Below are 20,901 nucleotides of genomic sequence, written 5' to 3' on the forward strand. Positions count from 1 at the left end.
TTCAGTACTACAACCTTAGTTGTAGTGCCCTGCACATTGGTTCGTCTTGTTCAGTTTTCAAAGGTCTTTGTCACTTGTTTCTCTCAAGTGACAACTATATTAGTATATCACAGTCGCTTTCGCTTGTCAACACTTTTTTGAAACTTTTTTGAACTTTTTTCATCAAGTGCTTCAACCGCAACATACCATAGTCCGTACGGGATTCGAACCCGTGTTACCGCCGTGAAAAGGCGGTGTCTTAACCCCTTGACCAACGGACCTGAGCTGTTATTTTCAACTCTTACTATTATACTGGCTTTTCAAACTTTGTCAACACTTTTTTGAAACTTTTTTTCAAATTAAGTAAAAAGAGTCAACATTATACTGACTCTTCTATTGATTATTAAACTTGGAAGCACGTTCTTCTCCCCACCAATATGGGATTAGTTCTGCGACTTTCACTGTCTTTCTTCTATCGTAGTCCATCATGAATTCTGCATCTTTATTTTCAGCATTAAGCTCTAAAAGGAATTCTCTACAGGCACCGCAAGGCATGGCTGAACTTCCACCATAAGGTGGTTTGTCTCGAAAAGCTAAGACTTTTTTAACTTTAGTTTGTCCCGAGAATTGGTACATATTGAAGAGTGCTGCCCGCTCTGCGCAGAGATGGAAAACACCACAGGTTCCCTCCATACAGAATCCTGTAAATAGTTGTCCATCTTCTGCTTCTACTGCGGCAACGACATGATTAGCATAAACAAAATCAGATACTTCATGTGGATTATACAATTTCTGTGCTTCTTCGTACATCTTTTCCCAGATGTCCATTATTGTATCCTTCTTACTTAGAGATTTCCTTTAACATATTTTCGATATGTTGGATTGATTTTTCACGGCCTAACAAGAAGATAGTATCTGGCAATTCTGGTCCATGCATTTCACCTGAAACAGCGACACGAATAGGCATGAAAAGATTTTTACCTTTAATACCTGTTTCTTTTTGGACTGCTTTAATTTGTGGGAAGATATTTTCTGTCACAAACTCATCATCTGTCATTGCTTCAAGTTTTGCTTTGAAGGCTTCAAGAACTGTTGGGACTGTTTCACCCGCCATGACTTCGCGCTCTGCTTCTGTCAATTCTGGGAAATCTGAGAAGAAGAGATCTGTCAATGGGATAATCTCATCTACTGATTTCATTTGTGGTTTATAGAGCTCAACTAATTTTTCAGCCTTGTCAGTCAATCGACCTGCTTCTTCTAGGAATGGTTTTGCCATTTCAAAGATAGTTTCTAGGTCTGCATTCTTGATATAATCATTGCTCATCCAGTCTAGTTTTTTCTGGTCAAAGGCTGCTGGAGACTTGCTGAGGCGGTTTTCATCGAAAAGTTTAATCAATTCTTCACGAGAGAAAATCTCATCTTCGCCACCTGGGTTCCAACCAAGAAGAGCAATAAAGTTAAAGACTGCTTCTGGAAGGTAACCTTTCTTTCGGTAATCTTCGATAAATTGAAGTGTATTAGTATCACGTTTAGACAATTTTTTCCCAGTTTCAGAGTTGATAATCAAGGTCATGTGACCAAACTCTGGAGCTTCCCAACCAAGTGCTTCATAAACCATGAGCTGTTTTGGTGTATTAGCAATGTGATCGTCTCCACGGATTACGTGAGAAATTTGCATATCATGGTCATCGATGACAACAGCAAAGTTGTAAGTTGGGTAACCGTCTTTCTTTTGGATAACCCAGTCACCACCGATATTGCCACCTTCAAATTCGATATCACCTTTGACCATATCATGCCACTTGTAGATACCTGACTCATTGACAGCCAAACGAACAGTTGGGATGATACCAGCTGCTTCACGTTCTGCGATGTAAGCTGCTTTTTCTTCTTCACTCATACCAAGGTATTCATTGATGTAGCGTGGTGTTTCGCCAGCTGCTTCTTGGCGTTCGCGTTCAGCTGCCAACTCTTCTTCTGTAACGTAAGATTTGTAGGCTTTTCCTTCAGCTAACAGTTGGTCGATGTATTTTTGATACAAGTCCAAACGCTCCGACTGGCGGTAATTTTCATGTGTTTCTGGACTTTCATCCCAATCCATACCTAACCAACGAAGGTTTTCAAGCTGTGAACGTTCACCATCCTCGACATGACGTTTACGGTCAGTATCTTCGATACGAATGATAAAAGTTCCACCATGATGACGTGCGTAAAGGTAGTTGAACAATGCTGTACGGGCATTCCCGATGTGTAGTAGTCCTGTTGGACTTGGTGCGTAACGTACGCGGATATCTTTTGACATAGTTTCTCCTATAAAGTCTCTAGGCGTCTGCCTTTTTGCTCTCTATATTATATCACAAGTCTTGGCTGAGTCCAATTTCTATGGATAAAGAGAGTAAAAAGAGTGGACAAACCACTCTTTTCTTCTATTATAGACGTGCGTTAAGTTCTTTGCTCAATTCTTCAAATCCTGGTTTTCCAAGAAGGGCAAACATGTTACGTTTGTAAGCTTCAACACCTGGTTGGTCAAATGGGTTGATAGCATTCAAGTAACCTGAAAGAGCGATAGCCAATTCGAAGAAGTAGATTGTATAACCAAGAGTGAAAGCGTCTTGCTCTGGAAGAGTCACGTACATGTTTGGTACATCACCATCTGTGTGGGCAAGAAGAACACCATCAGTTGCTTTTTTGTTTACAAAGTCAACGTCTTTTCCTTGAAGGTAACCAAGTCCATCAAGGTCTTCTTCCAAGCTAGGGATAATCACGTTTTTACGAGGTTTGTCAACACGGACAACTGTTTCAAACATGATACGAGTTCCTTCTTGGATAAATTGACCAAGTGAGTGCAAGTCAGTTGAGAAGTTGGCTGAAGTTGGGTAGATACCTTTTTGGTCTTTTCCTTCTGATTCACCAGCCAATTGTTTCCACCACTCTGAGAAGTATTGAAGTGATGGCTCGTAATTTACCAAGATCTCAGTTGCATAACCTTTACGGTAAAGGATGTTACGAACTGCTGCGTATTGGTAAGCTTCGTTTTCAGAGATTTTATCTGAAGTGTAGTCTTTGCGAGCTGCATTCGCACCTTCCATAAGGGCTTTGATGTCAGCTCCTGATGCTGCGATTGGAAGCAAACCAACGGCTGTCAATACTGAGAAGCGTCCACCGATATCATCTGGAACAACAAATGTTTCCCAACCGTTAGCGTCTGCTTCAACCTTAACAGCACCTTTTTGGCGGTCAGTTGTTGCATAGATACGTTTGTTTGCTTCTTCTTGACCGTATTTCTTAACCAAGAGTTCTTTGAAAACACGGAAAGCGATCGCTGGTTCAGTTGTTGTACCTGATTTAGAAATCACGTTTACTGAGAAGTCTTTGTCAGCTACGTACTCTACCAAGTCAGCAAGGTAAGTAGATGAGATTGAGTTTCCTGCGTAAAGGATCTGTGGAGCTTTACGTTCTTCTTTTGTTTGCAAGTTTGCAAAGTGGTGATTCAAGAAATCGATTGCTGCTTTGGCACCAAGGTAAGATCCACCGATACCGATTACAACCAAAACATCGCTGTCTGACTTGATTTGCTCAGCAGCTTTCAAGATGCGGTCAAATTCTTCGCGGTCGTAGTTTTCAGGAAGGTCCAACCATCCCAAGAAGTCGCTACCAGCACCAGTTCCTTTACGGATCAATTCATCTGCTGCTGTTACTTGTGCTTGCATGTATTCCACTTCATGTGGTGCAACAAATTTGTCTAAAACTTTTGAATAATCAAATTTAATATGTGACATGTTATTCCTCCAATATTTCTTCTTTTCTATCATAACGCTTACCTTCGTTTTTTTCAAGTTTTTTTGTCGAATTTCTCCAATTTTTATCAGAATTCAAACGTTTGCGTAAAAATGCCACATTCCAAAAATTTTGAAAAAATAAAATAAAGAACGACCAGATGTCCCAGTCGTTACAATTCATTCAATAAATACTCAAATAGTTCTAAATTGCCATCTTCTTCATTAACCAGAAACTCTGGATGCCACTGCAAACCGATAATGCGGTGCTCATCGATAGACTCAATCGCTTCGATGGTCTGGTCTCTTGGATCAATAGCAGTTACACGGAAATTAGGTGCCAAATCTTTAATGCTTTGACGATGGACGGAGTTGACTTGACTTTCTTTTCCAAATAGCTTAGCCACCACGCTTCCTTCTACTGTCTCAATAGAATGAGATGTTCCGAAAGGCAGGCCTTGCCAGTGACCTTCGATTTCTTGATTGAGGGTGCCGCCAAAGGCAACATTGACAAGTTGAACACCGCGACAGATTGCCATAATTGGTTTATTCTGACGAAGAGCTTCCTTCAAGAGTGCCAATTCAAATTCATCACGGACCAGATTGTAATCATCGCTCTCGATGGTCTTTTTCTCTCCATAAAACTGAGGATGGACATTTTGGCCACCTGTCAAGATAAGCTTGTCAATCATTTCTACATAATCGCGCACGACTGACTCATCACCAACAGGAATGACTAAAGGGAGACCGCCGACTTGACGAATGCTCTCTGCGAATCTACAAGATACAGATGAATGAATGTTTTTTCCTTCCGCGTCTACGGGACATAGATTTGCAGCAACTCCTACAACCGTTCTAGCCATGATGCCTCTCCTTTCGAATATTAACGATAGTCCTATCATATCACTCAAAATGCCTTTCGTCTAATATGTTTTTTTAAAGGCCGTGATAAATATTTTTTATGGACAAGAAAAAGCTGCCCACATAGGACAACTTCTTTCTTATTCGAAAACAAATTGATTGTGATAGAGTTCTGAATAGAAGCCACCTAGTTTCAAAAGTTCATGGTGGTTACCACGTTCAATGACTTCTCCATCTTTGAGGACAATAATCTGATCAGCATTGAGAATAGTTTTCAAGCGATGGGCAATGACAAAACTGGTTCTACCTGCTACAACTGCCTCCATGGCATGCTGAATCTTGCTTTCTGTCACCGTATCTACGTTTGAAGTTGCTTCATCGAGAATGAGAACTTCTGGATCTGTCATCAGGGTTCGAGCGATAGAAATCAATTGCTTTTGTCCTGTCGAGAAAATGCTTTGATCATCATCGATAAGGGTATCGTACTTATCAGGCAAGCTTTCGATATAGTCGTGAATGTGGGTTGCTTTGGCTGCTGCCTCAACCATTTCTTGACTAGCATCTGGTACACCGAAACGGATATTGTCTCGAATCGTTCCGCTAAACAAGACCGAATCTTGCAAGACAATCCCCACCTTGCTTCTGAGACTATCCAAGTCATAGTCACGGATGTCTTTCCCATCAAAATAAATACCACCAGCATCAACATCATAAAAGCGATTGATGAGGTTCATAATAGTCGTTTTCCCTGACCCAGTCGGACCAACAACTGCTGTCATCTGACCTTTAGGGGCAGAAATGCTGACATCTTTCAAAATAGGTTTATCAGGCAAGTATGAAAAATCAATATGACTAATTTCAACATCTTCTTGCAACTTAGTGAAGATTGGAGCCTTTTCAGGTCGGATTTCTTCCTCCGCATCAAACATTTCCTGAATCCGTTCAGCCCCCGTAAAGGCTAACTGAAGGCTTCCCCAACTAGCTGCAACTTGAATAATAGGCTGGTAGTACTGCTGAGAAAATTGGGCAAACATAACAATCAAACCTAGAGCTGTACTTGTTTCAATAATCTTATCATTTAAAAGTACAGCTGAACCAGCAAAGATAACGATGGCTGTGTTGACCAGACTCATCCCATTCATGACAGGGAAAAGAATTCCTGAGAACATTCTTCCTTTAAAGGTTGCCCTGCGCACGCGCTCATTTTGTTCAAGAAACCCTGCCATCATATCCTCTTGAATTCCTTGCACAATCACGGCTTTTTGGCCTGAAATACTCTCGTCCATATAGGCGTTGAGTTTCCCTACCTCTTTTTGCTGGAGGTTGGTGTATTTGCGTGCCATTTTTACAATAAAAATCAGCATAAGGAAGGCAACTGGTGTGCTGGCAATGGTGATGAGGGCCAGCGTCACATTCCTCGAAAACATGACAAGAATCAGACCGATATATAAAACAATATTGCTCATGACCTGAATCAAGCTTTCGTTAAAGGCTTGAAGGATATTATCCAAATCACTGGTAAAACGAGACAAGATATCGCCATCTTGTCGGCGGTCAAAGAAAGAAACCGTCAAGCGAGCAAGCTTACCGAAGAGGCCTTTTCGCATCTCGTTGGTCGACTCTGCAATCCCGCGCGTCATGAGACACATGTATATCACACTGGAGATAAAGAGAACCAAAACCAGCAGGCCAAGATTGACCATGATTCCTGATAGACTTTGCCAAATAAGTTCTGGATTGCCATCTTGATAAGCTTGAACTAAATTAGCTAGCTGCGTCACTGCTTGTCCAGAAAAGACCGGAAAGAGGGCTTGGGCAAGAGTCGCCAGAACAATCATCAGTATGACAACTACAAATGATAGCTTATAGACTTTAAAATAATTCCAAAAAAATTGAACTGTTTTCATGTTACTCCTCCTTTCCTTTCTGTGTTTCATAGATTTCACGGTAAACAGCATTGTTGGCAACCAAGTCTGCATGCGTGCCTTGACCAATCAATCGTCCTTGATCTAGAACCAAGATTTTATCCGCATGAACAACCGAGCTAATCTTTTGCGCGATGATAATGGTTGTTGTTCCCTTCAAGTCCTTATTCAAGGCTTCTTGCACTAGGCGCTCTGACTTAGCATCCAAGGCCGAGGTCGAATCGTCAAAAATCAGAATACGTGGATTGCTGACAATCCCACGCGCAATCGACATCCTTTGCTTTTGCCCACCTGAGAAGTTGGTTCCCCGTTCCTCAACTGGACTTTCAAAGGTTTTCTCCATACGATGAATGAATTCACTAGCCTGGGCAATATTGGCTGCTCGCTCCATTTCAAATAGAGTAGCATCTCCCTTACCCTGTCTCAAGTTATCAGCAATCGTTCCACTAAAGAGAATAGCACGTTGGAGAACGATAGAAACTGTTTTACGCAGGGTCCCTTCACTCACTTCTCGAATATCCTTGCCTCCGATTTTGATAGCCCCTTCCTGCGGGTCAAAGAGACGTGGAATCAATTGAGCCAAGGTTGATTTTCCTGCACCAGTGGCTCCAACTACACCAACCATCTGACCAGGTTCAATAGTAAAGCTCACATCTTTCAGTATCGGTTCCTTATCCATTGGATAAGTAAAAGTCACATTTTCAAAGCTAAGACTTCCAACCAACTCTTCATCTGGGACATCCTTGAAGGTCATGGCTGGCTCTGCGTCAAGAATTTCTCGAATACGACGCATGGAAATCATAGCACGGCTGACAGAATTTCCCAAAAATCCAACCATGACAATGGTAAAGATAATCTGGCTTAGGTAATTGACAAAGGAAGCAATGGAACCAACAACTGACGGATCCGATTGAACCATCCCTGCAACTAGCCAAATAGAGAGGAATACCGCCCCATAACCGACCAACATCATGAAAGGTTCCACTACTGAAAAGGCATAACCGATGTAAAGATTTTGACCGAGTAGCTCGTCTGAAACCTCCGTAAACTTAGCAAACTGCTCTTTTTCTTGGACAAAGGACTTGACCACACGAACGCCACGCAAATTTTCCTTTGCAATGGCATTGATGCGCTCAAGAAGGGCTTGAAACTTGGCAAAACGAGGTCCCATCATTCCCATCATGACAGCAGTCAAGCCAAAAATCAAGACTACCATGAGAACAATCACCCACCACAGAGAAGGTAAGGTTTGAACCGCCAAGATAAACGAACCGATGAACAAGAGGGGAAGTCTGAAAAGAATTTGGAAGGTCATCATGACCACGTTCTGAATCTGGTTGATATCATTTGTCATGCGAACGACTAGATTTCCCGCATTAAATTGTTCAATATTGGCATAAGAAAAGGTCTGGATTTTACGGAAGGCGTCCTCCCGAAGGTCAGCTGAAACTCCTTGGGCAATATAGGCTGCAAGGACAACATTGAGCCCACCAGCAACCAGACCGACCACGGCCACACCAATCAACCAAACCCCGATACTATAAATAGCTTCATATTTTCCAGCAAGGAGGGCGTCTAACACTTCCTGCAGATAACGCGGTTGCAAAAGTGAACTAGCAACCATCAAGCCTGTCATCAGGAGCGAAGCCAAGGCCTGCCACTTGTAGGTTTTTATTTTCTGAATCAGCATACTTTCTCCTTAAAAAATAGACAAAAGGGAGCGACAATGTGTCAGCTCCTTCTCATTCTGTTTGTGTGATGCTATTCTAGCAAAAAAGTGGGAACTTGTCAAAGAAGTCTCCTTGATACAGCTAGAATGACTAGTAATTTTTTCTTTATAGTTTCTGTTTTAACTCGACCAAGACATTCATAGCCTGCATAGGTGTCATATTGTAAACATCCAGTTTAGACAATTCTGCTAGGATAGGATGCTCTTCAGGTGTATCAAAGAGTGAAATTTGTTCTGTGACAGCACTTGTTTGTCTCATGGGAGCAGGATTTTCTGTACCTTGATTCTCTAACTGAGTCAAAATCTTATCCGCCCTTGCTAAAAGGTCTGCTGGCAAGCCAGCAATCTTGGCAACATGGATACCGTAGGATTTATCGGCTGGTCCTGGTTCAATCTTGTGAAGGAAGGTGACCTGTCCACCCTGCTCCAAGGTTGCCACGTGGACATTGATCAAGTGTTCCAAGCTAGACTCCAGACTAGTCAACTCATGGTAGTGGGTCGCAAAGAGGGTCTTGGCTCCAATGTGATCATGAATGTATTCAATAATGGACTGGGCCAAGGCCATTCCATCATAGGTTGCAGTTCCTCGACCTAATTCATCAAAAAGAATCAAGGAATTCTTGGTCGCATGCGAAATGGCATTGTTAGCCTCCATCATCTCTACCATGAAGGTTGATTGACCTGAAACCAAGTCATCTGCTGCTCCGATACGGGTAAAAATCGCATCAAAAATCGGTAAATGGGCGCTTTCTGCTGGCACATAAGACCCCATCTGGGCCATAACCGACGTCATGGCTAACTGACGCATATAGGTTGACTTTCCGCTCATGTTGGGCCCTGTAATCAGTTGAATACTGGTATCTTCTGCCATCTGAATCGTATTTGGAATATAGGTCTGAGCCCCCATAACCTTTTCAACGACAGCATGGCGCCCTTTCTGGATATCAATTCGCGAATCATCTCCGAATTCAGGTCGAATCAAATGCTGGGTTTCAGCCACAACTGCTAGACTCTGTAAGACATCAACTGTCGCAATGCCTTGAGCTAAAGCCTGCAAACGCTGGATATACTTGCTGACCTCTTCACGAATACGCATAAAAATTTCATACTCTAGGTTTGCTGACTTCTCACGCGCCTCCAGCATGTCGCCTTCGATACGGGCTAATTCTTCGGTTCCAAAACGTTCTGAATTTTTCAGCGTCGCCTTGCGGAAAAAGTGAGCAGGCACATTTCCCAGTTGCGAATTGGTCACATGGAAATAGTAGCCATCCTTTTTATTATAGACAATCTTAAGTGCGCTAATACCAGAGTTTTCTCGCTCCTTGGCCTCAATTTCAGCAATCCAACCAGTCCCTTCTCTGAGAACGCGCCGGTACTTGTCTAAAGTCTCATCAAATCTAGTCCGGATAATGCCACCTTCTGTAATCACATGGGGAGCTTCAGGAGCAATCGCTGCGCTAATCAAACTCTCCAACTCAGGGATTCCATCCAGTTGTGCGATGAGATGAGCTAGAGCAGGTTGCTCCATCCCTTCTAAAATCGCACGAATCCGTGGCACACTGGATAAGGTGGTCCCCAGCTGCAAGAGATCCTTGGGATTGGTTTTGCCAAAAGAAACCCGACTAGCCAAGCGCTCGATATCATAGACACCCTTGAGACTGTCTGTCAAATCACTACGCTCAAAGAAATGGTCGAGAAAAACCTGCACCACCTCTTGACGTTGGACGATTCGTTCCTTATCAATCAAGGGGCGATGAATCCAAGACCGCAAGAGACGCATTCCCATAGCCGTTTTGGTTTCATCCAAAAGCCAGAAAAGACTGCCTTGCTTCTTGCCGGAACGAGCATTCTCAACCAAATCCAGACTAGCCTTGGTCGCATAATCCATCTGCAAGTAATCTTTGATTTCATAGCGGATAACAGGCTTGAGGTGGTTTAATTCCCTCATCTGAGTCCGATGAACATACTGGAGTAGCTTACTAGATGCCGCTTGCTCCACAGGTGCCAATCGTGAATCCAGTAAATGAAGGTCTTCAAAACCTTCTTTTTCATAGGAAAGTACCAGATTCATCTGACGACTGAGGATTTGTTCTTCTTCCTCAGACAAGTCATAACCCAACACCACTTCTCGCGCCTTGAGATTACGGATTTCCCCACAAACCAGCGTGAAATCCAAAAGACCTGTCACATAAAAGTCACCCGTCACCAGGTCCATATAAGCTAGGCCAAATTGATTGTCTTCGCGGTCTATGGCAACCAAGAAGTTGTTCTGACTGTCCGGCTTACTGCTATCGACCACTGTCCCTGGCGTAATGACCTGAACAACCTCTCGTTTCACAACTCCAACAGCTTGTTTAGGATCTTCCATCTGCTCTGCGATAGCCACCTTATAACCCTGCTCAATCAAGACATCGATATACTGTTGGGCAGAATGATAGGGAACACCCGCCATAGGAATCGGATTGTCCGCATTCTTGTTGCGACTCGTTAAGGAAATTTCCAGAATCTGCGCAGCATTGACCGCATCCTCATAAAATAATTCATAAAAATCACCCATCCGAAAGAGCAAAAAAGCATCTGGATATTGCTTTTTAATATCCACATACTGTTGCATGCCGGGTGATAGCTTTTCTGTCGCCATTTTCCGTCTCTCCTTGTCAAAAATAAGTCTTGAGAGCAACTCCCAAGACCTTACTTATCTTTCATCAAATCTAGCAAACGATCTTCCATGAGTTTGGCAACGTGCTGGTCTCGACAAATGACCAATAAGGTATTGGCACCAGCAACTGTTCCTAAAATCCATTCATCCTTGTTTGCATCTACAATATTTGCCAAAACAGAGGCTTCTCCCAATTTGGTATGAAGTACCAAGGTAAACTCTGCTCTTGCAACGCCTTCTAAATGATGAGACAAAAATTCAACCAAATCAATCTTTTCTGTCTCATTTGCTAGTACATAATACACCATATCATTTTTCTTGACCTTGGTCAAGCCGATTTCGCGCAAATCACGAGACAGGGTTGTCTGCGTCACAAAGACATTGTGCGCTTCCAACCGATCTTGAATTTCTTTTTGTGTACTTAATTTCTCCTCAGTAATCATTTTTTTTATTAACTGATGACGATCTCTTTTTCTCATAAAATCCTCTTATGTGCATATTTATAACTAATTTTATAACTATATTATACCAAAAAAATAGGAGATTTCAAAAATTTTTTCTTCTTTCTTTAAAATTGTGATAAAATAGTAGAAAAGTCCAAAAAGGAGCTCTTAATGAATACAAAAGAATTGATTGCTAGCGAATTGGCTAGCGTCATTGATAGCCTGGACCAAGAGGCTATTTTCAATTTACTGGAAACCCCTAAAAACTCAGAAATGGGAGACATCGCTTTCCCTGCTTTTTCTCTTGCAAAAGTCGAACGTAAAGCACCTCAAATGATTGCTGCTGAACTGGCTGAAAAAATTAACAGCCAAGCCTTTGAAAAGGTTGTCGCAACAGGACCTTACGTCAACTTTTTCCTTGATAAATCTGCCATTTCTGCTCAAGTATTGCAAGCTGTTATCACTGAAAAAGAACACTATGCTGACCAAAATATTGGCAAACAAGAAAATGTTGTTATCGACATGTCTAGTCCCAATATCGCTAAACCATTTTCTATTGGCCACCTACGCTCAACAGTTATCGGAGATAGCTTATCACATATTTTCCAAAAAATCGGATATCAAACGGTCAAGGTCAACCATTTGGGAGACTGGGGTAAACAGTTTGGGCTGTTGATTGTCGCCTACAAAAAATGGGGTGACGAAGAAGCTGTAAAAGCTCATCCAATTGATGAACTTCTTAAGCTCTATATCCGCATCAACGCTGAAGCTGAAAATGACCCTAGCTTGGATGAAGAAGCACGCGAATGGTTCCGTAAACTTGAAAATGGAGACGAGGAAGCTCTCGCTCTTTGGCAATGGTTCCGTGATGAAAGTTTAGTGGAATTTAACCGCCTTTACAATGAATTGCAAGTCGAATTTGACAGCTACAATGGAGAAGCCTTCTACAACGATAAGATGGATGCAGTCGTAGACATTCTTTCTGAAAAAGGCCTTCTTGTTGAGTCAGAAGGTGCCCAAGTTGTCAATCTTGAGAAATATGGAATTGAACATCCAGCCCTCATCAAGAAATCTGACGGAGCAACTCTCTATATCACACGTGACTTAGCTGCAGCTCTTTACCGTAAAAACGAATACCAATTTGCTAAATCTATCTACGTCGTTGGTCAAGAGCAATCTGCCCACTTTAAACAGCTCAAAGCCGTCTTGCAAGAGATGGGTTACGATTGGAGTGACGACATTACTCACGTTCCTTTTGGTTTAGTTACAAAAGAAGGAAAGAAACTCTCTACTCGTAAAGGAAATGTCATCCTGCTAGAGCCTACTGTTGCAGAGGCTGTTAGTCGCGCCAAAGCCCAAATCGAAGCTAAAAATCCTGAATTGGAAAATAAAGATCAGGTAGCACATGCTGTTGGGGTTGGAGCCATTAAATTCTATGACCTCAAAACCGACCGTACAAATGGATACGACTTCGACCTAGAAGCTATGGTATCCTTCGAGGGTGAAACTGGACCTTATGTTCAATACGCCTACGCTCGTATCCAATCGATCTTACGTAAAGCGGATTTCAAACCAGAAACAGCTGGCAACTATAGCTTGAATGATACTGAAAGCTGGGAAATCATCAAACTCATCCAAGACTTCCCACGTATTATCAACCGTGCGGCGGATAACTTTGAACCTTCTATCATTGCTAAATTTGCAATTAGCCTAGCTCAAGCCTTTAACAAATATTATGCACATACGCGCATCTTGGATGAAAGCCCAGAACGCGACAGCCGTCTAGCCCTTAGCTACGCAACAGCAGTCGTTCTCAAAGAAGCCCTTCGCTTGCTTGGAGTAGAAGCGCCAGAGAAGATGTGATTCAGTACTAACAATTGGAACTAAAGTTCCTAATTGTTAGACGCTAGCCGCTTATATGCGGACTAGCTAACTGCTTCACTAGTCATGTTCTCTAAATATAATCGATTTAGAGAACATGACGTCGAAACTATGGTGATTTGGTTAGGCGCTTCACTAATTCAATCTACTCACTACTACTTCTTTATCATACAGGGAGATATTCTATGAGCCAATATGCTTATATCCTCGTTGTAATTAGCTTGGTTTTCCTTTTTCTGCTCAATAAGTACGAGAAGGAGAGACTGCAAAAACTCTACCAAGAACAACTTTTAAAGGATGAAACATTCAGGTCTAACATCAAAGAAAAAATTCATACGACTGAAAATATCAATGATGTCATTGCTTATATCAATAAAACTTACCATCTGGGAATGTTGCTATCAAAAGACATTACAGATCAATTGAAATAAACCTAGCTATTCTTTAAGGAATATCAAAACCGAGCCTGAGAGTTTAATACTTAGGCTCGGTTTTTGTATATTATTCAAGGAAGAAAGCAACCACTCCCCAGCAATGCAAGTGCAAAATCCCCTAGAATGTGATAAAATAAAAAGAGAACTCTATCAAGGAGGAAAACATGGAAAAACAAACCGTCGCCGTCTTGGGGCCTGGTTCTTGGGGAACTGCCCTTTCACAAGTCTTAAATGACAATGGACACGAGGTACGTATTTGGGGAAATCTTCCCGATCAAATCAATGAAATTAATACCTATCATACTAACAAGCACTACTTTAAAGATGTCGTTCTAGACGAAAATATCATTGCCTACACTGACTTAGCAGAGGCATTAAAAGATGTGGATGCGATTTTGTTTGTTGTCCCAACAAAAGTGACACGACTTGTTGCCCAGCAAGTTGCACAAACCTTAGACCATAAGGCTATCATCATGCACGCGTCAAAGGGATTAGAGCCTGATAGTCATAAACGATTATCAACCATCCTTGAAGAAGAAATTCCTGAACATCTCCGCAGTGATATCGTCGTTGTCTCAGGGCCTAGTCATGCAGAAGAGACCATTGTGCGTGACCTGACTTTAATCACTGCTGCTTCTAAAGATTTACAAACAGCTCAATACGTTCAAGAACTCTTTAGTAATCACTACTTCCGACTTTACACAAATACGGATGTTATCGGGGTCGAAACCGCTGGTGCTCTTAAAAACATTATCGCTGTCGGTGCTGGAGCCTTACATGGTTTAGGATTTGGTGACAACGCTAAGGCAGCCATCATCGCTCGAGGCTTGGCAGAAATTACCCGCCTAGGGGTAGCACTCGGGGCCAGCCCACTGACCTATAGCGGCTTATCTGGTGTGGGAGATTTGATCGTAACGGGCACCTCCATCCACTCTCGTAACTGGAGAGCAGGAGATGCTCTTGGTCGTGGAGAATCTCTAGCTGATATCGAAGCCAATATGGGCATGGTAATCGAAGGAATCTCAACAACTCGAGCAGCCTATGAACTAGCGCAAGAACTTGGAGTCTATATGCCCATTACACAAGCCATTTACCAAGTTATTTACCACGGAACCAATATCAAAGATGCCATTTATGATATCATGAACAATGAATTTAAAGCAGAAAATGAATGGTCTTAACCCTCTAGAGAAAGGATTCTTATGACATCAAAAGTTAGAAAAGCAGTCATCCCTGCTGCTGGACTTGGAACTCGATTTCTACCAGCAACCAAGGCCCTTGCCAAAGAAATGTTGCCAATTGTAGACAAACCAACTATCCAGTTTATCGTGGAAGAAGCTCTTAAATCAGGCATTGAAGATATTCTAGTTGTCACTGGTAAATCAAAACGTTCTATTGAAGACCACTTTGACTCAAACTTTGAGCTTGAGTACAACCTCAAAGAAAAAGGCAAACATGACTTACTAAAACTGGTAGACGAAACAACTGGCATTCGCCTTCACTTTATCCGTCAAAGCCATCCTCGTGGTCTTGGAGATGCTGTCTTACAAGCAAAAGCTTTTGTAGGGAATGAGCCCTTCGTTGTCATGCTGGGTGACGACCTAATGGATATCACAGATGACCACGCTGTTCCTTTGACAAAACAATTGATGAATGATTACGAAACGACTCACGCATCAACAATTGCTGTTATGCCCGTACCACACGAAGACGTTTCAGCATATGGAGTTATAGCTCCTCAGGGTGAAGGGATTAATGGTCTCTATAGTGTCGAAACTTTCGTTGAAAAACCAGCTCCAGAAGATTCTCCAAGTGATTTGGCAATCATCGGACGTTACCTGCTCACACCAGAAATTTTTGAGATCCTCGAAAATCAAGCTCCCGGTGCTGGAAATGAAATCCAGCTTACCGACGCTATTGATACGCTTAATAAAACACAACGTGTTTTCGCCCGTGAATTTACAGGAGCTCGTTACGACGTTGGGGATAAGTTTGGCTTTGTGAAAACATCTATTGACTATGCCCTCAAACACCCACAAGTCAAAGATGACTTGAAAGATTACATCATCCAACTCGGAAAAGAATTGGCTGAGGGAGAATAATCCATCTTGCATATGTAAAAAAGCATCTCTAAAATTTGTTCTCTAGAGATGCTTTTACTTTAAAATTGCATGCGATTTAAAATTGCTGAGGTATCTCTGTCAATCTCCCATCGCAATCTTGGTAATTTGTCACTGACTACAGAATTTCAAACACAAATCTGATTGACGTTTTGATGATCCGAGCCGTTTCTCTAGCATCTAACTGATCTGTAAACAGCAAGTGATTTTTTTTGATATTTTTAGCTAGGAACTCATTTCTTGACTGGATTGATAAATCGCCTGTTCTCTCAATTTCTTTCCTTAAGGAATCTCGTTTTTTCAAGGTTTCTTCTTCAGCCAGCAGGACACAGTATTTTAAACTGATTTGTTTTTCTTTTAAGAAGGTTGCAATTTTCTTTAGTTGCTCTTCAAAAATGACATATTCTATCACAACGGTAATGCCTCGGTCGATGAAATTATTGATCAGACTGATGATATTATCCCAAAATAAATCCATGTAATAACCATCATCTTCCCAAGGAGCCACGAGTCCTCCTTTAATCATTAAATAAATCATGTCGCCTTCAATTACTGCACTTTTCTTAAAAGAATAGGCCAACTCCTTACTGACTGTGCTTTTCCCAACACCAGGAGGGCCTGAAATGATGTAAACACAATTTTCCATTCGACTACCTCGTCCATTCTTTTATTATTGACTATTATAGCATTTTTTAGTCTATTAAAGATCAGACAAATTCATCAAATCATAAGATACAAGAAACTAGCTCCTTCCAATTTTGCAACAAAAAAGTCATCTTTGTAGATGACTTATTGGCAACTGAATCCATGCGCATTTAACTATTCATTCCCTACACACAGCTCATTCCCTTGTAGAAAAGCAAGACTGCGAGTCCTACGGATAACACTACCGCTCCTAACCTCTGACTAGTACTATACATCCGTCTTTCTCCTCGAACTGGAAAGATAATTGCTAGAAATGCTCCACCAACTGCTCCCCCGATATGGCCTGCTAGGCTGATTCCTGGAATCAGAACACTTCCAATAATATTAACCACAAAAAGTGTCAGATAGGATTGCCCCAACTGCTGGATATAAGGATTACGCGTTGCATAGCGAAGAACAATAATTGCAGCAAATAGCCCATAGAGAGAAGTAGAAGCTCCTGCTGCTAAGGTTTTTGGACTAAATACAAAAACAAAGAGATTGCCCATCATTCCTGATAAAAGATAGAGAAAGAAAAACTTCTTGGATCCGAAAATTTCCTCTACTTGCCTACCAAGATAATAAAGGGAAATCATATTGACAATGAAATGTTCCCAACCAATATGAACAAAAATGGCAGAGAAGAGACGCCAAACCTGCTCAGGAAAGAGGCGAATAGCTGGCCCATACATGGCTCCAAATCGAAATAATGTATCCGCCCTGTCAAAGTTTCCACCTGTAGTCACCAACATTAGTAGAAATACCAAGGCCGTCACTAAGAGGAAGAAACTCGTTACAGGGTAACGTCTATCAAAGATTTCCTTCATCAATCAGAACCTCCTGAACAGGAATATCATGCTTTTCAGGGATAAAGTCCTGAATTTGACAAAGATAGATCGTACTCAAAGTATGACCAGAAAAATGTTCTAGATAGCGGTCGTAATAACCTCCACCATATCCAATCCGATATCCTTTCGTCCTAAAAACCAAGCCAGGAACATGAATCAAATCAATCTGAGATGCATCCACTACTTCCAAATCTCCCTGTGGTTCCAGTAAGCCAAAGGAAGTTTTGACCAGTTGTTGCGGATCATAGACCACAAAGTCCATGCGCCCCTTGGGATAGGTTTTGGGTATCAGAACCTTTTTGCCGTCCTTCAGCGCCTGCTCAATCAGTTCCTGTGTTTGAAACTCATGAGGAAAAGAGAGGTAGGTTGCGATGATCTTAGCTTCTTGGTAGAAGGGATGTTCCAAAAATTGATCCGTTAAAGCTTGATCCATAGCCTGTTTTTGCTCTCGAGGTAAATCCTTCATTTCGTGCAAGACTTGCTTACGTAATTCCGATTTCATAGACAAGCCCTCTACTCTGCTGCCTTCTTTTTCAGGAAACTAGAGACCGCATCCACCCCAATAGCTAATGCTTCTTCCTTAGGACTCATCTGAGGGTGATGAAGGGCATAGGGACTATCAATACCTAGCCAGAACATAACGCCATCAACTTTTGAAAGGAGATAACCAAAGTCTTCACCTGTCATAGCAGGCTCGATATCAATCAACTCGATTCCCTCTTTTTCTTCAAAGAAGTCCATCAGTTCACGCGCCAAGGCTGGATGGTTCTCAACAGGCAGGTAACCACCTTGTTTGAGTTCCACTTCGACTTCCATATCGAAGGCAGCTGCAACCCCTTCTGCAACTGTTTTGACCCGCTTTTGCACCAAGAGACTCATATCCTGTGTCAAAGCCCGAATAGTTCCATGCAAAAAGGCTGTATCTGTGATAACATTGTTGGTTGTTCCAGCTTGGAAAACTCCAAAGGTCACCACTGCTCCCTCGATTGGATTAACATTGCGGCTGATAACTGACTGCACCTGGGTCACAAAGTAACTAGCCGCCACCAAGGCGTCATTAGCTTCATGTGGAAAAGCTGCATGGCCACCTTTGCCTTTAAAACGAATCTTCACCTCGCAAGTTCCTGCAAAGAGTGTATGAGTATTAGTCGCAATCTGTCCAACCTTCAAATCTGGCCGAACATGGAGGCCATAAAACTGGTCTGGCAACCAGTCTCCAAAAGCGCCATCCTCATACATGAGCATGCCACCAGCTTCATTTTCTTCAGCAGGCTGAAATAAAAAGAGCAGATTGTTCTTTGGTTGCTCCTCAAGGGCGCGCTCAAGACAGCCCAAAGCAATGGTCATGTGGAAATCATGGCCACAAGCATGCATACGACCTTGGTGCTGAGAAGCGAAAGGAAGGCCTGTTTGTTCGACGATAGGCAGACCATCAATATCTGTCCGCCAACCAATGGTACGCTCTGGCTGACTTCCCTGCAAATAAACCAAAATCCCTGTCCGCCAAGTACGAACTTGGACAAAATTCTTGCCCACAGTCAATTTCTCAATCACATCCAGCAAATAAGTCTGAGTCTTGAACTCCTCCAAGCCAATCTCTGGAATCTGGTGCAAATCTCGTCGAGTCTGAATCAAATCTAACATCTATCTATCCTCCTATATAGCAGAAAGAGGCTGGAAAAAGAGTTCCGCCTCTATTTTTCATTTACAATTACAAGGTACGAAGCGCATCCTCTAGCGCTGTTTTTTGTTGGGTTTGGGCATCAATCTCTTTGATGATACGAGCTGGAACACCTGCTACCACCACGTTTTCTGGGACATCTTGGGTAACAATAGCTCCTGCTGCGACAACTGAACCACTACCGATTTGGACTCCTTCGATAACCACTGCATTAGCGCCGATAAGAACATTATCTCCAACACGGACTGGTTCTGCGCTAGCTGGCTCAATCACACCTGCAAGAACGGAACCTGCACCAACGTGACTGTTTTTCCCAACGATAGCACGGCCACCAAGGATAGCACCCATGTCAATCATGGTTCCTGCGCCAATTTCAGCGCCAATATTGATAACTGCTCCCATCATGATAACAGCATTGTCTCCAATTTCAACCTGATCACGGATAATAGCACCTGGCTCGATACGAGCATTGATAGCACGTTTGTCTAGCAAGGGAACTGCAGAATTACGAGCATCTTGCTCAACAACATAGTCTTGATTTTCTACCAAACCATCGAGAAGCGGAGCCACGTCCTTCCAATCTCCGAATAGGACATTCCCTAGTTTAACAACAGAGCTTGGTACAGCAGTTGCAAGTTGTCCTTCAAAGGTTACTTTAACACTGGTTTTCTTTTCAGCATTGGCGATAAATTGGATAATTTCTTGTGCGTTCATTTTTGTAGCAGTCATAAGCGCCTCCTAGTTCATTTTAATGATACCTATTCTACCAAAAAAGGCCTCAAATTTGAAGCCTTTTTGTTTGTTTTTAGGTATGATTTTTAGGGATGTGAGATAAAACGTGCTGTCGGTAAAAGCAAGCCCCTACCGATACAACCTAAAAACACTCTTCACAACTATCTCCCCGTGTTCTATTGACTATTCTAGTATAGCACACTTTTAGAATTAAGAAAAGACTTTTTATTCACTTTCTTTAGCTTCTTCTATCGATAGGAAAATCATGGGTAAAATAATCAGCGCCATAGCTAGAAGAAGGGACCAATCCACTACCAAGCCTAAAAATAAAACACTCAAGAGAGCAGAAGAGAGAGGTTCACTGGCACTGATAACGGAAACCACCAAAGGAGAAACCAAGGAAACAGCCTTCATGGAAATAAAAAAGGCAAAAGCCGTTCCAAAGAAAGCGATAATGAGACAAATCAAGATACTCCAAATATCAGGAGTAAAGGAAAGCTGATAAACCGGCGAGAGGACATTGCTAAATAAACCTGCCAAAATCATCCCCCACCCAACCGTGGGTACAAACCCATAACGCTTAGCAAAAGGTTGAGGTAAGATAACATTAAACATGACCCCCATGGCGCTCAGCAAACCCGTCACAAGTGCTAGCGGTGTCATGGATAATTGAGAGAGATCTCCCTTTGTCGCCATCAAGCAAACACCCAACATGGCAACCAAAACATAAAAAATAGCGCTTTTTGACGCTCGTTTTTGATAAACCAAGCGATTGTAAAAGAGGATAAAGACAGGACTGATAAACTGTAAAATAGTTGCTGTCGCTGCATTTGAGTATTCTACACAGAGATAGAAAAAATACTGAACTGAAAAAATCCCCAAAATAGCATAGGCTAAAAAGGGCAGGTAATTTTTCTTATCTCGCCAAATATCTAGCACTTGCGATTTTAATTGCATTGCTGACCAAATAAGCACAAGACTCCCTGCCAGTGTCAAACGCATAGAGGTAATCCAGCCAGAGGACACTTGATAATGAGTAAAGAAATATTCTCCTAAAATTCCACAGATTCCCCAGATTAAGCCGGATAGGAGCGAATAAATGGTTCCTTTAACAATCTTTTTCTGATACTGATTCATACCTTTATTGTA

Annotated in this window: 18 protein-coding genes and 1 tRNA gene; 4 read left to right on the forward strand and 15 right to left on the reverse strand. The window is 42.1% G+C overall.

The window, feature by feature from the left end; genetic code table 11:
* Positions 1–188 precede the first annotated feature (188 nt).
* From K1I71_RS05450 to argR, 9 genes are all read right to left on the reverse strand, one after another.
* A tRNA-Glu gene (locus K1I71_RS05450) sits at positions 189–260 on the reverse strand.
* Positions 261–372: 112 nt separating this feature from the next.
* Positions 373–807 carry a cytidine deaminase family protein gene (locus K1I71_RS05455; RefSeq protein ID WP_223330414.1) on the reverse strand — a complete coding sequence of 145 codons (435 nt, stop codon included), beginning with the start codon at positions 805–807 and terminating at the stop codon, positions 373–375.
* Between the two features lie 13 nt (positions 808–820).
* Positions 821–2,281, reverse strand: coding sequence for a glutamate--tRNA ligase (gene gltX, locus K1I71_RS05460; protein WP_223330415.1), 1,461 nt, complete (start codon positions 2,279–2,281; stop codon positions 821–823).
* A gap of 127 nt (positions 2,282–2,408) precedes the next feature.
* Entirely contained in the window at positions 2,409–3,758 is a 1,350-nt protein-coding gene (locus K1I71_RS05465; RefSeq protein ID WP_049551029.1) for a glucose-6-phosphate isomerase, read from the reverse strand.
* Between the two features lie 170 nt (positions 3,759–3,928).
* Entirely contained in the window at positions 3,929–4,618 is a 690-nt protein-coding gene (locus K1I71_RS05470; RefSeq protein ID WP_000124770.1) for a gamma-glutamyl-gamma-aminobutyrate hydrolase family protein, read from the reverse strand.
* Between the two features lie 138 nt (positions 4,619–4,756).
* Positions 4,757–6,523 carry a multidrug efflux ABC transporter subunit PatB gene (gene patB / locus K1I71_RS05475; RefSeq protein WP_223330416.1) on the reverse strand — a complete coding sequence of 589 codons (1,767 nt, stop codon included), beginning with the start codon at positions 6,521–6,523 and terminating at the stop codon, positions 4,757–4,759.
* A 1-nt stretch (position 6,524) separates the two neighbouring features.
* Positions 6,525–8,231: a multidrug efflux ABC transporter subunit PatA gene (gene patA, locus K1I71_RS05480; protein ID WP_223330417.1), complete on the reverse strand. Its 1,707-nt coding sequence runs from the start codon at positions 8,229–8,231 to the stop codon at positions 6,525–6,527.
* Between the two features lie 145 nt (positions 8,232–8,376).
* The gene (mutS, locus tag K1I71_RS05485) at positions 8,377–10,911 is read right to left on the reverse strand and encodes a DNA mismatch repair protein MutS (RefSeq protein WP_223330418.1); all 2,535 of its coding nucleotides are present in this window, start codon (positions 10,909–10,911) and stop codon (positions 8,377–8,379) included.
* Positions 10,912–10,961: 50 nt separating this feature from the next.
* Complete coding sequence (gene argR / locus K1I71_RS05490; protein ID WP_001231476.1) at positions 10,962–11,408, reverse strand: arginine repressor; 447 nt, start codon at positions 11,406–11,408, stop codon at positions 10,962–10,964.
* Between the two features lie 135 nt (positions 11,409–11,543).
* Between argR and argS the strand changes: the two genes are divergently transcribed.
* The 4 genes from argS to galU all read left to right on the forward strand — a co-directional run bounded on the left by argS (position 11,544) and on the right by galU (position 15,789).
* Complete coding sequence (argS, locus tag K1I71_RS05495; RefSeq protein WP_223330419.1) at positions 11,544–13,235, forward strand: arginine--tRNA ligase; 1,692 nt, start codon at positions 11,544–11,546, stop codon at positions 13,233–13,235.
* A gap of 203 nt (positions 13,236–13,438) precedes the next feature.
* Positions 13,439–13,684, forward strand: a complete 246-nt coding sequence (locus tag K1I71_RS05500; protein WP_061589638.1) for a hypothetical protein — start codon at positions 13,439–13,441, stop codon at positions 13,682–13,684.
* Between the two features lie 167 nt (positions 13,685–13,851).
* Positions 13,852–14,868, forward strand: a complete 1,017-nt coding sequence (locus K1I71_RS05505) for an NAD(P)H-dependent glycerol-3-phosphate dehydrogenase (protein ID WP_223330420.1) — start codon at positions 13,852–13,854, stop codon at positions 14,866–14,868.
* A 21-nt stretch (positions 14,869–14,889) separates the two neighbouring features.
* Positions 14,890–15,789, forward strand: coding sequence for a UTP--glucose-1-phosphate uridylyltransferase GalU (gene galU, locus K1I71_RS05510; protein WP_223330421.1), 900 nt, complete (start codon positions 14,890–14,892; stop codon positions 15,787–15,789).
* Positions 15,790–15,925: 136 nt separating this feature from the next.
* Here galU and K1I71_RS05515 read toward each other — a convergent pair whose 3' ends face one another.
* The 6 genes from K1I71_RS05515 to K1I71_RS05540 form a co-directional block, all read right to left on the reverse strand.
* Positions 15,926–16,453, reverse strand: a complete 528-nt coding sequence (locus tag K1I71_RS05515; protein WP_000426562.1) for an AAA family ATPase — start codon at positions 16,451–16,453, stop codon at positions 15,926–15,928.
* Between the two features lie 184 nt (positions 16,454–16,637).
* Positions 16,638–17,318, reverse strand: coding sequence for a rhomboid family intramembrane serine protease (locus tag K1I71_RS05520; protein ID WP_223330422.1), 681 nt, complete (start codon positions 17,316–17,318; stop codon positions 16,638–16,640).
* On the reverse strand, positions 17,302–17,841 hold the full coding sequence (locus K1I71_RS05525) for a 5-formyltetrahydrofolate cyclo-ligase (RefSeq protein ID WP_000834330.1): 540 nt from the start codon (positions 17,839–17,841) through the stop codon (positions 17,302–17,304). The genes K1I71_RS05520 and K1I71_RS05525 overlap by 17 nt, the downstream gene beginning before the upstream one ends.
* Before the next feature lie 11 nt (positions 17,842–17,852).
* Positions 17,853–18,983 (reverse strand): N-acetyldiaminopimelate deacetylase, encoded by a 1,131-nt coding sequence (locus tag K1I71_RS05530; protein ID WP_223330423.1) that lies wholly within the window; start codon positions 18,981–18,983, stop codon positions 17,853–17,855.
* 67 nt (positions 18,984–19,050) lie between these two features.
* Positions 19,051–19,749: a 2,3,4,5-tetrahydropyridine-2,6-dicarboxylate N-acetyltransferase gene (gene dapD, locus K1I71_RS05535; RefSeq protein ID WP_223330424.1), complete on the reverse strand. Its 699-nt coding sequence runs from the start codon at positions 19,747–19,749 to the stop codon at positions 19,051–19,053.
* 228 nt (positions 19,750–19,977) lie between these two features.
* The gene (locus K1I71_RS05540; RefSeq protein WP_125443448.1) at positions 19,978–20,889 is read right to left on the reverse strand and encodes a DMT family transporter; all 912 of its coding nucleotides are present in this window, start codon (positions 20,887–20,889) and stop codon (positions 19,978–19,980) included.
* Positions 20,890–20,901: the final 12 nt, after the last annotated feature.

The organism is Streptococcus mitis, assembly GCF_019929545.1.
In the GTDB taxonomy this organism is placed as follows: domain Bacteria; phylum Bacillota; class Bacilli; order Lactobacillales; family Streptococcaceae; genus Streptococcus; species Streptococcus mitis_BU.

Bases quoted from the DNA above. Each gene is read 5' to 3' on its own strand.
- K1I71_RS05455 (WP_223330414.1), bottom strand. From the start codon at position 807: ATGGACATCTGGGAAAAGATGTACGAAGAAGCACAGAAATTGTATAAT.
- gltX (WP_223330415.1), bottom strand. From the start codon at position 2,281: ATGTCAAAAGATATCCGCGTACGTTACGCACCAAGTCCAACAGGACTA.
- K1I71_RS05465 (WP_049551029.1), bottom strand. From the start codon at position 3,758: ATGTCACATATTAAATTTGATTATTCAAAAGTTTTAGACAAATTTGTT.
- K1I71_RS05470 (WP_000124770.1), bottom strand. From the start codon at position 4,618: ATGGCTAGAACGGTTGTAGGAGTTGCTGCAAATCTATGTCCCGTAGAC.
- patB (WP_223330416.1), bottom strand. From the start codon at position 6,523: ATGAAAACAGTTCAATTTTTTTGGAATTATTTTAAAGTCTATAAGCTA.
- patA (WP_223330417.1), bottom strand. From the start codon at position 8,231: ATGCTGATTCAGAAAATAAAAACCTACAAGTGGCAGGCCTTGGCTTCG.
- mutS (WP_223330418.1), bottom strand. From the start codon at position 10,911: ATGGCGACAGAAAAGCTATCACCCGGCATGCAACAGTATGTGGATATT.
- argR (WP_001231476.1), bottom strand. From the start codon at position 11,408: ATGAGAAAAAGAGATCGTCATCAGTTAATAAAAAAAATGATTACTGAG.
- argS (WP_223330419.1), top strand. From the start codon at position 11,544: ATGAATACAAAAGAATTGATTGCTAGCGAATTGGCTAGCGTCATTGAT.
- K1I71_RS05500 (WP_061589638.1), top strand. From the start codon at position 13,439: ATGAGCCAATATGCTTATATCCTCGTTGTAATTAGCTTGGTTTTCCTT.
- K1I71_RS05505 (WP_223330420.1), top strand. From the start codon at position 13,852: ATGGAAAAACAAACCGTCGCCGTCTTGGGGCCTGGTTCTTGGGGAACT.
- galU (WP_223330421.1), top strand. From the start codon at position 14,890: ATGACATCAAAAGTTAGAAAAGCAGTCATCCCTGCTGCTGGACTTGGA.
- K1I71_RS05515 (WP_000426562.1), bottom strand. From the start codon at position 16,453: ATGGAAAATTGTGTTTACATCATTTCAGGCCCTCCTGGTGTTGGGAAA.
- K1I71_RS05520 (WP_223330422.1), bottom strand. From the start codon at position 17,318: ATGAAGGAAATCTTTGATAGACGTTACCCTGTAACGAGTTTCTTCCTC.
- K1I71_RS05525 (WP_000834330.1), bottom strand. From the start codon at position 17,841: ATGAAATCGGAATTACGTAAGCAAGTCTTGCACGAAATGAAGGATTTA.
- K1I71_RS05530 (WP_223330423.1), bottom strand. From the start codon at position 18,983: ATGTTAGATTTGATTCAGACTCGACGAGATTTGCACCAGATTCCAGAG.
- dapD (WP_223330424.1), bottom strand. From the start codon at position 19,749: ATGACTGCTACAAAAATGAACGCACAAGAAATTATCCAATTTATCGCC.
- K1I71_RS05540 (WP_125443448.1), bottom strand. From the start codon at position 20,889: ATGAATCAGTATCAGAAAAAGATTGTTAAAGGAACCATTTATTCGCTC.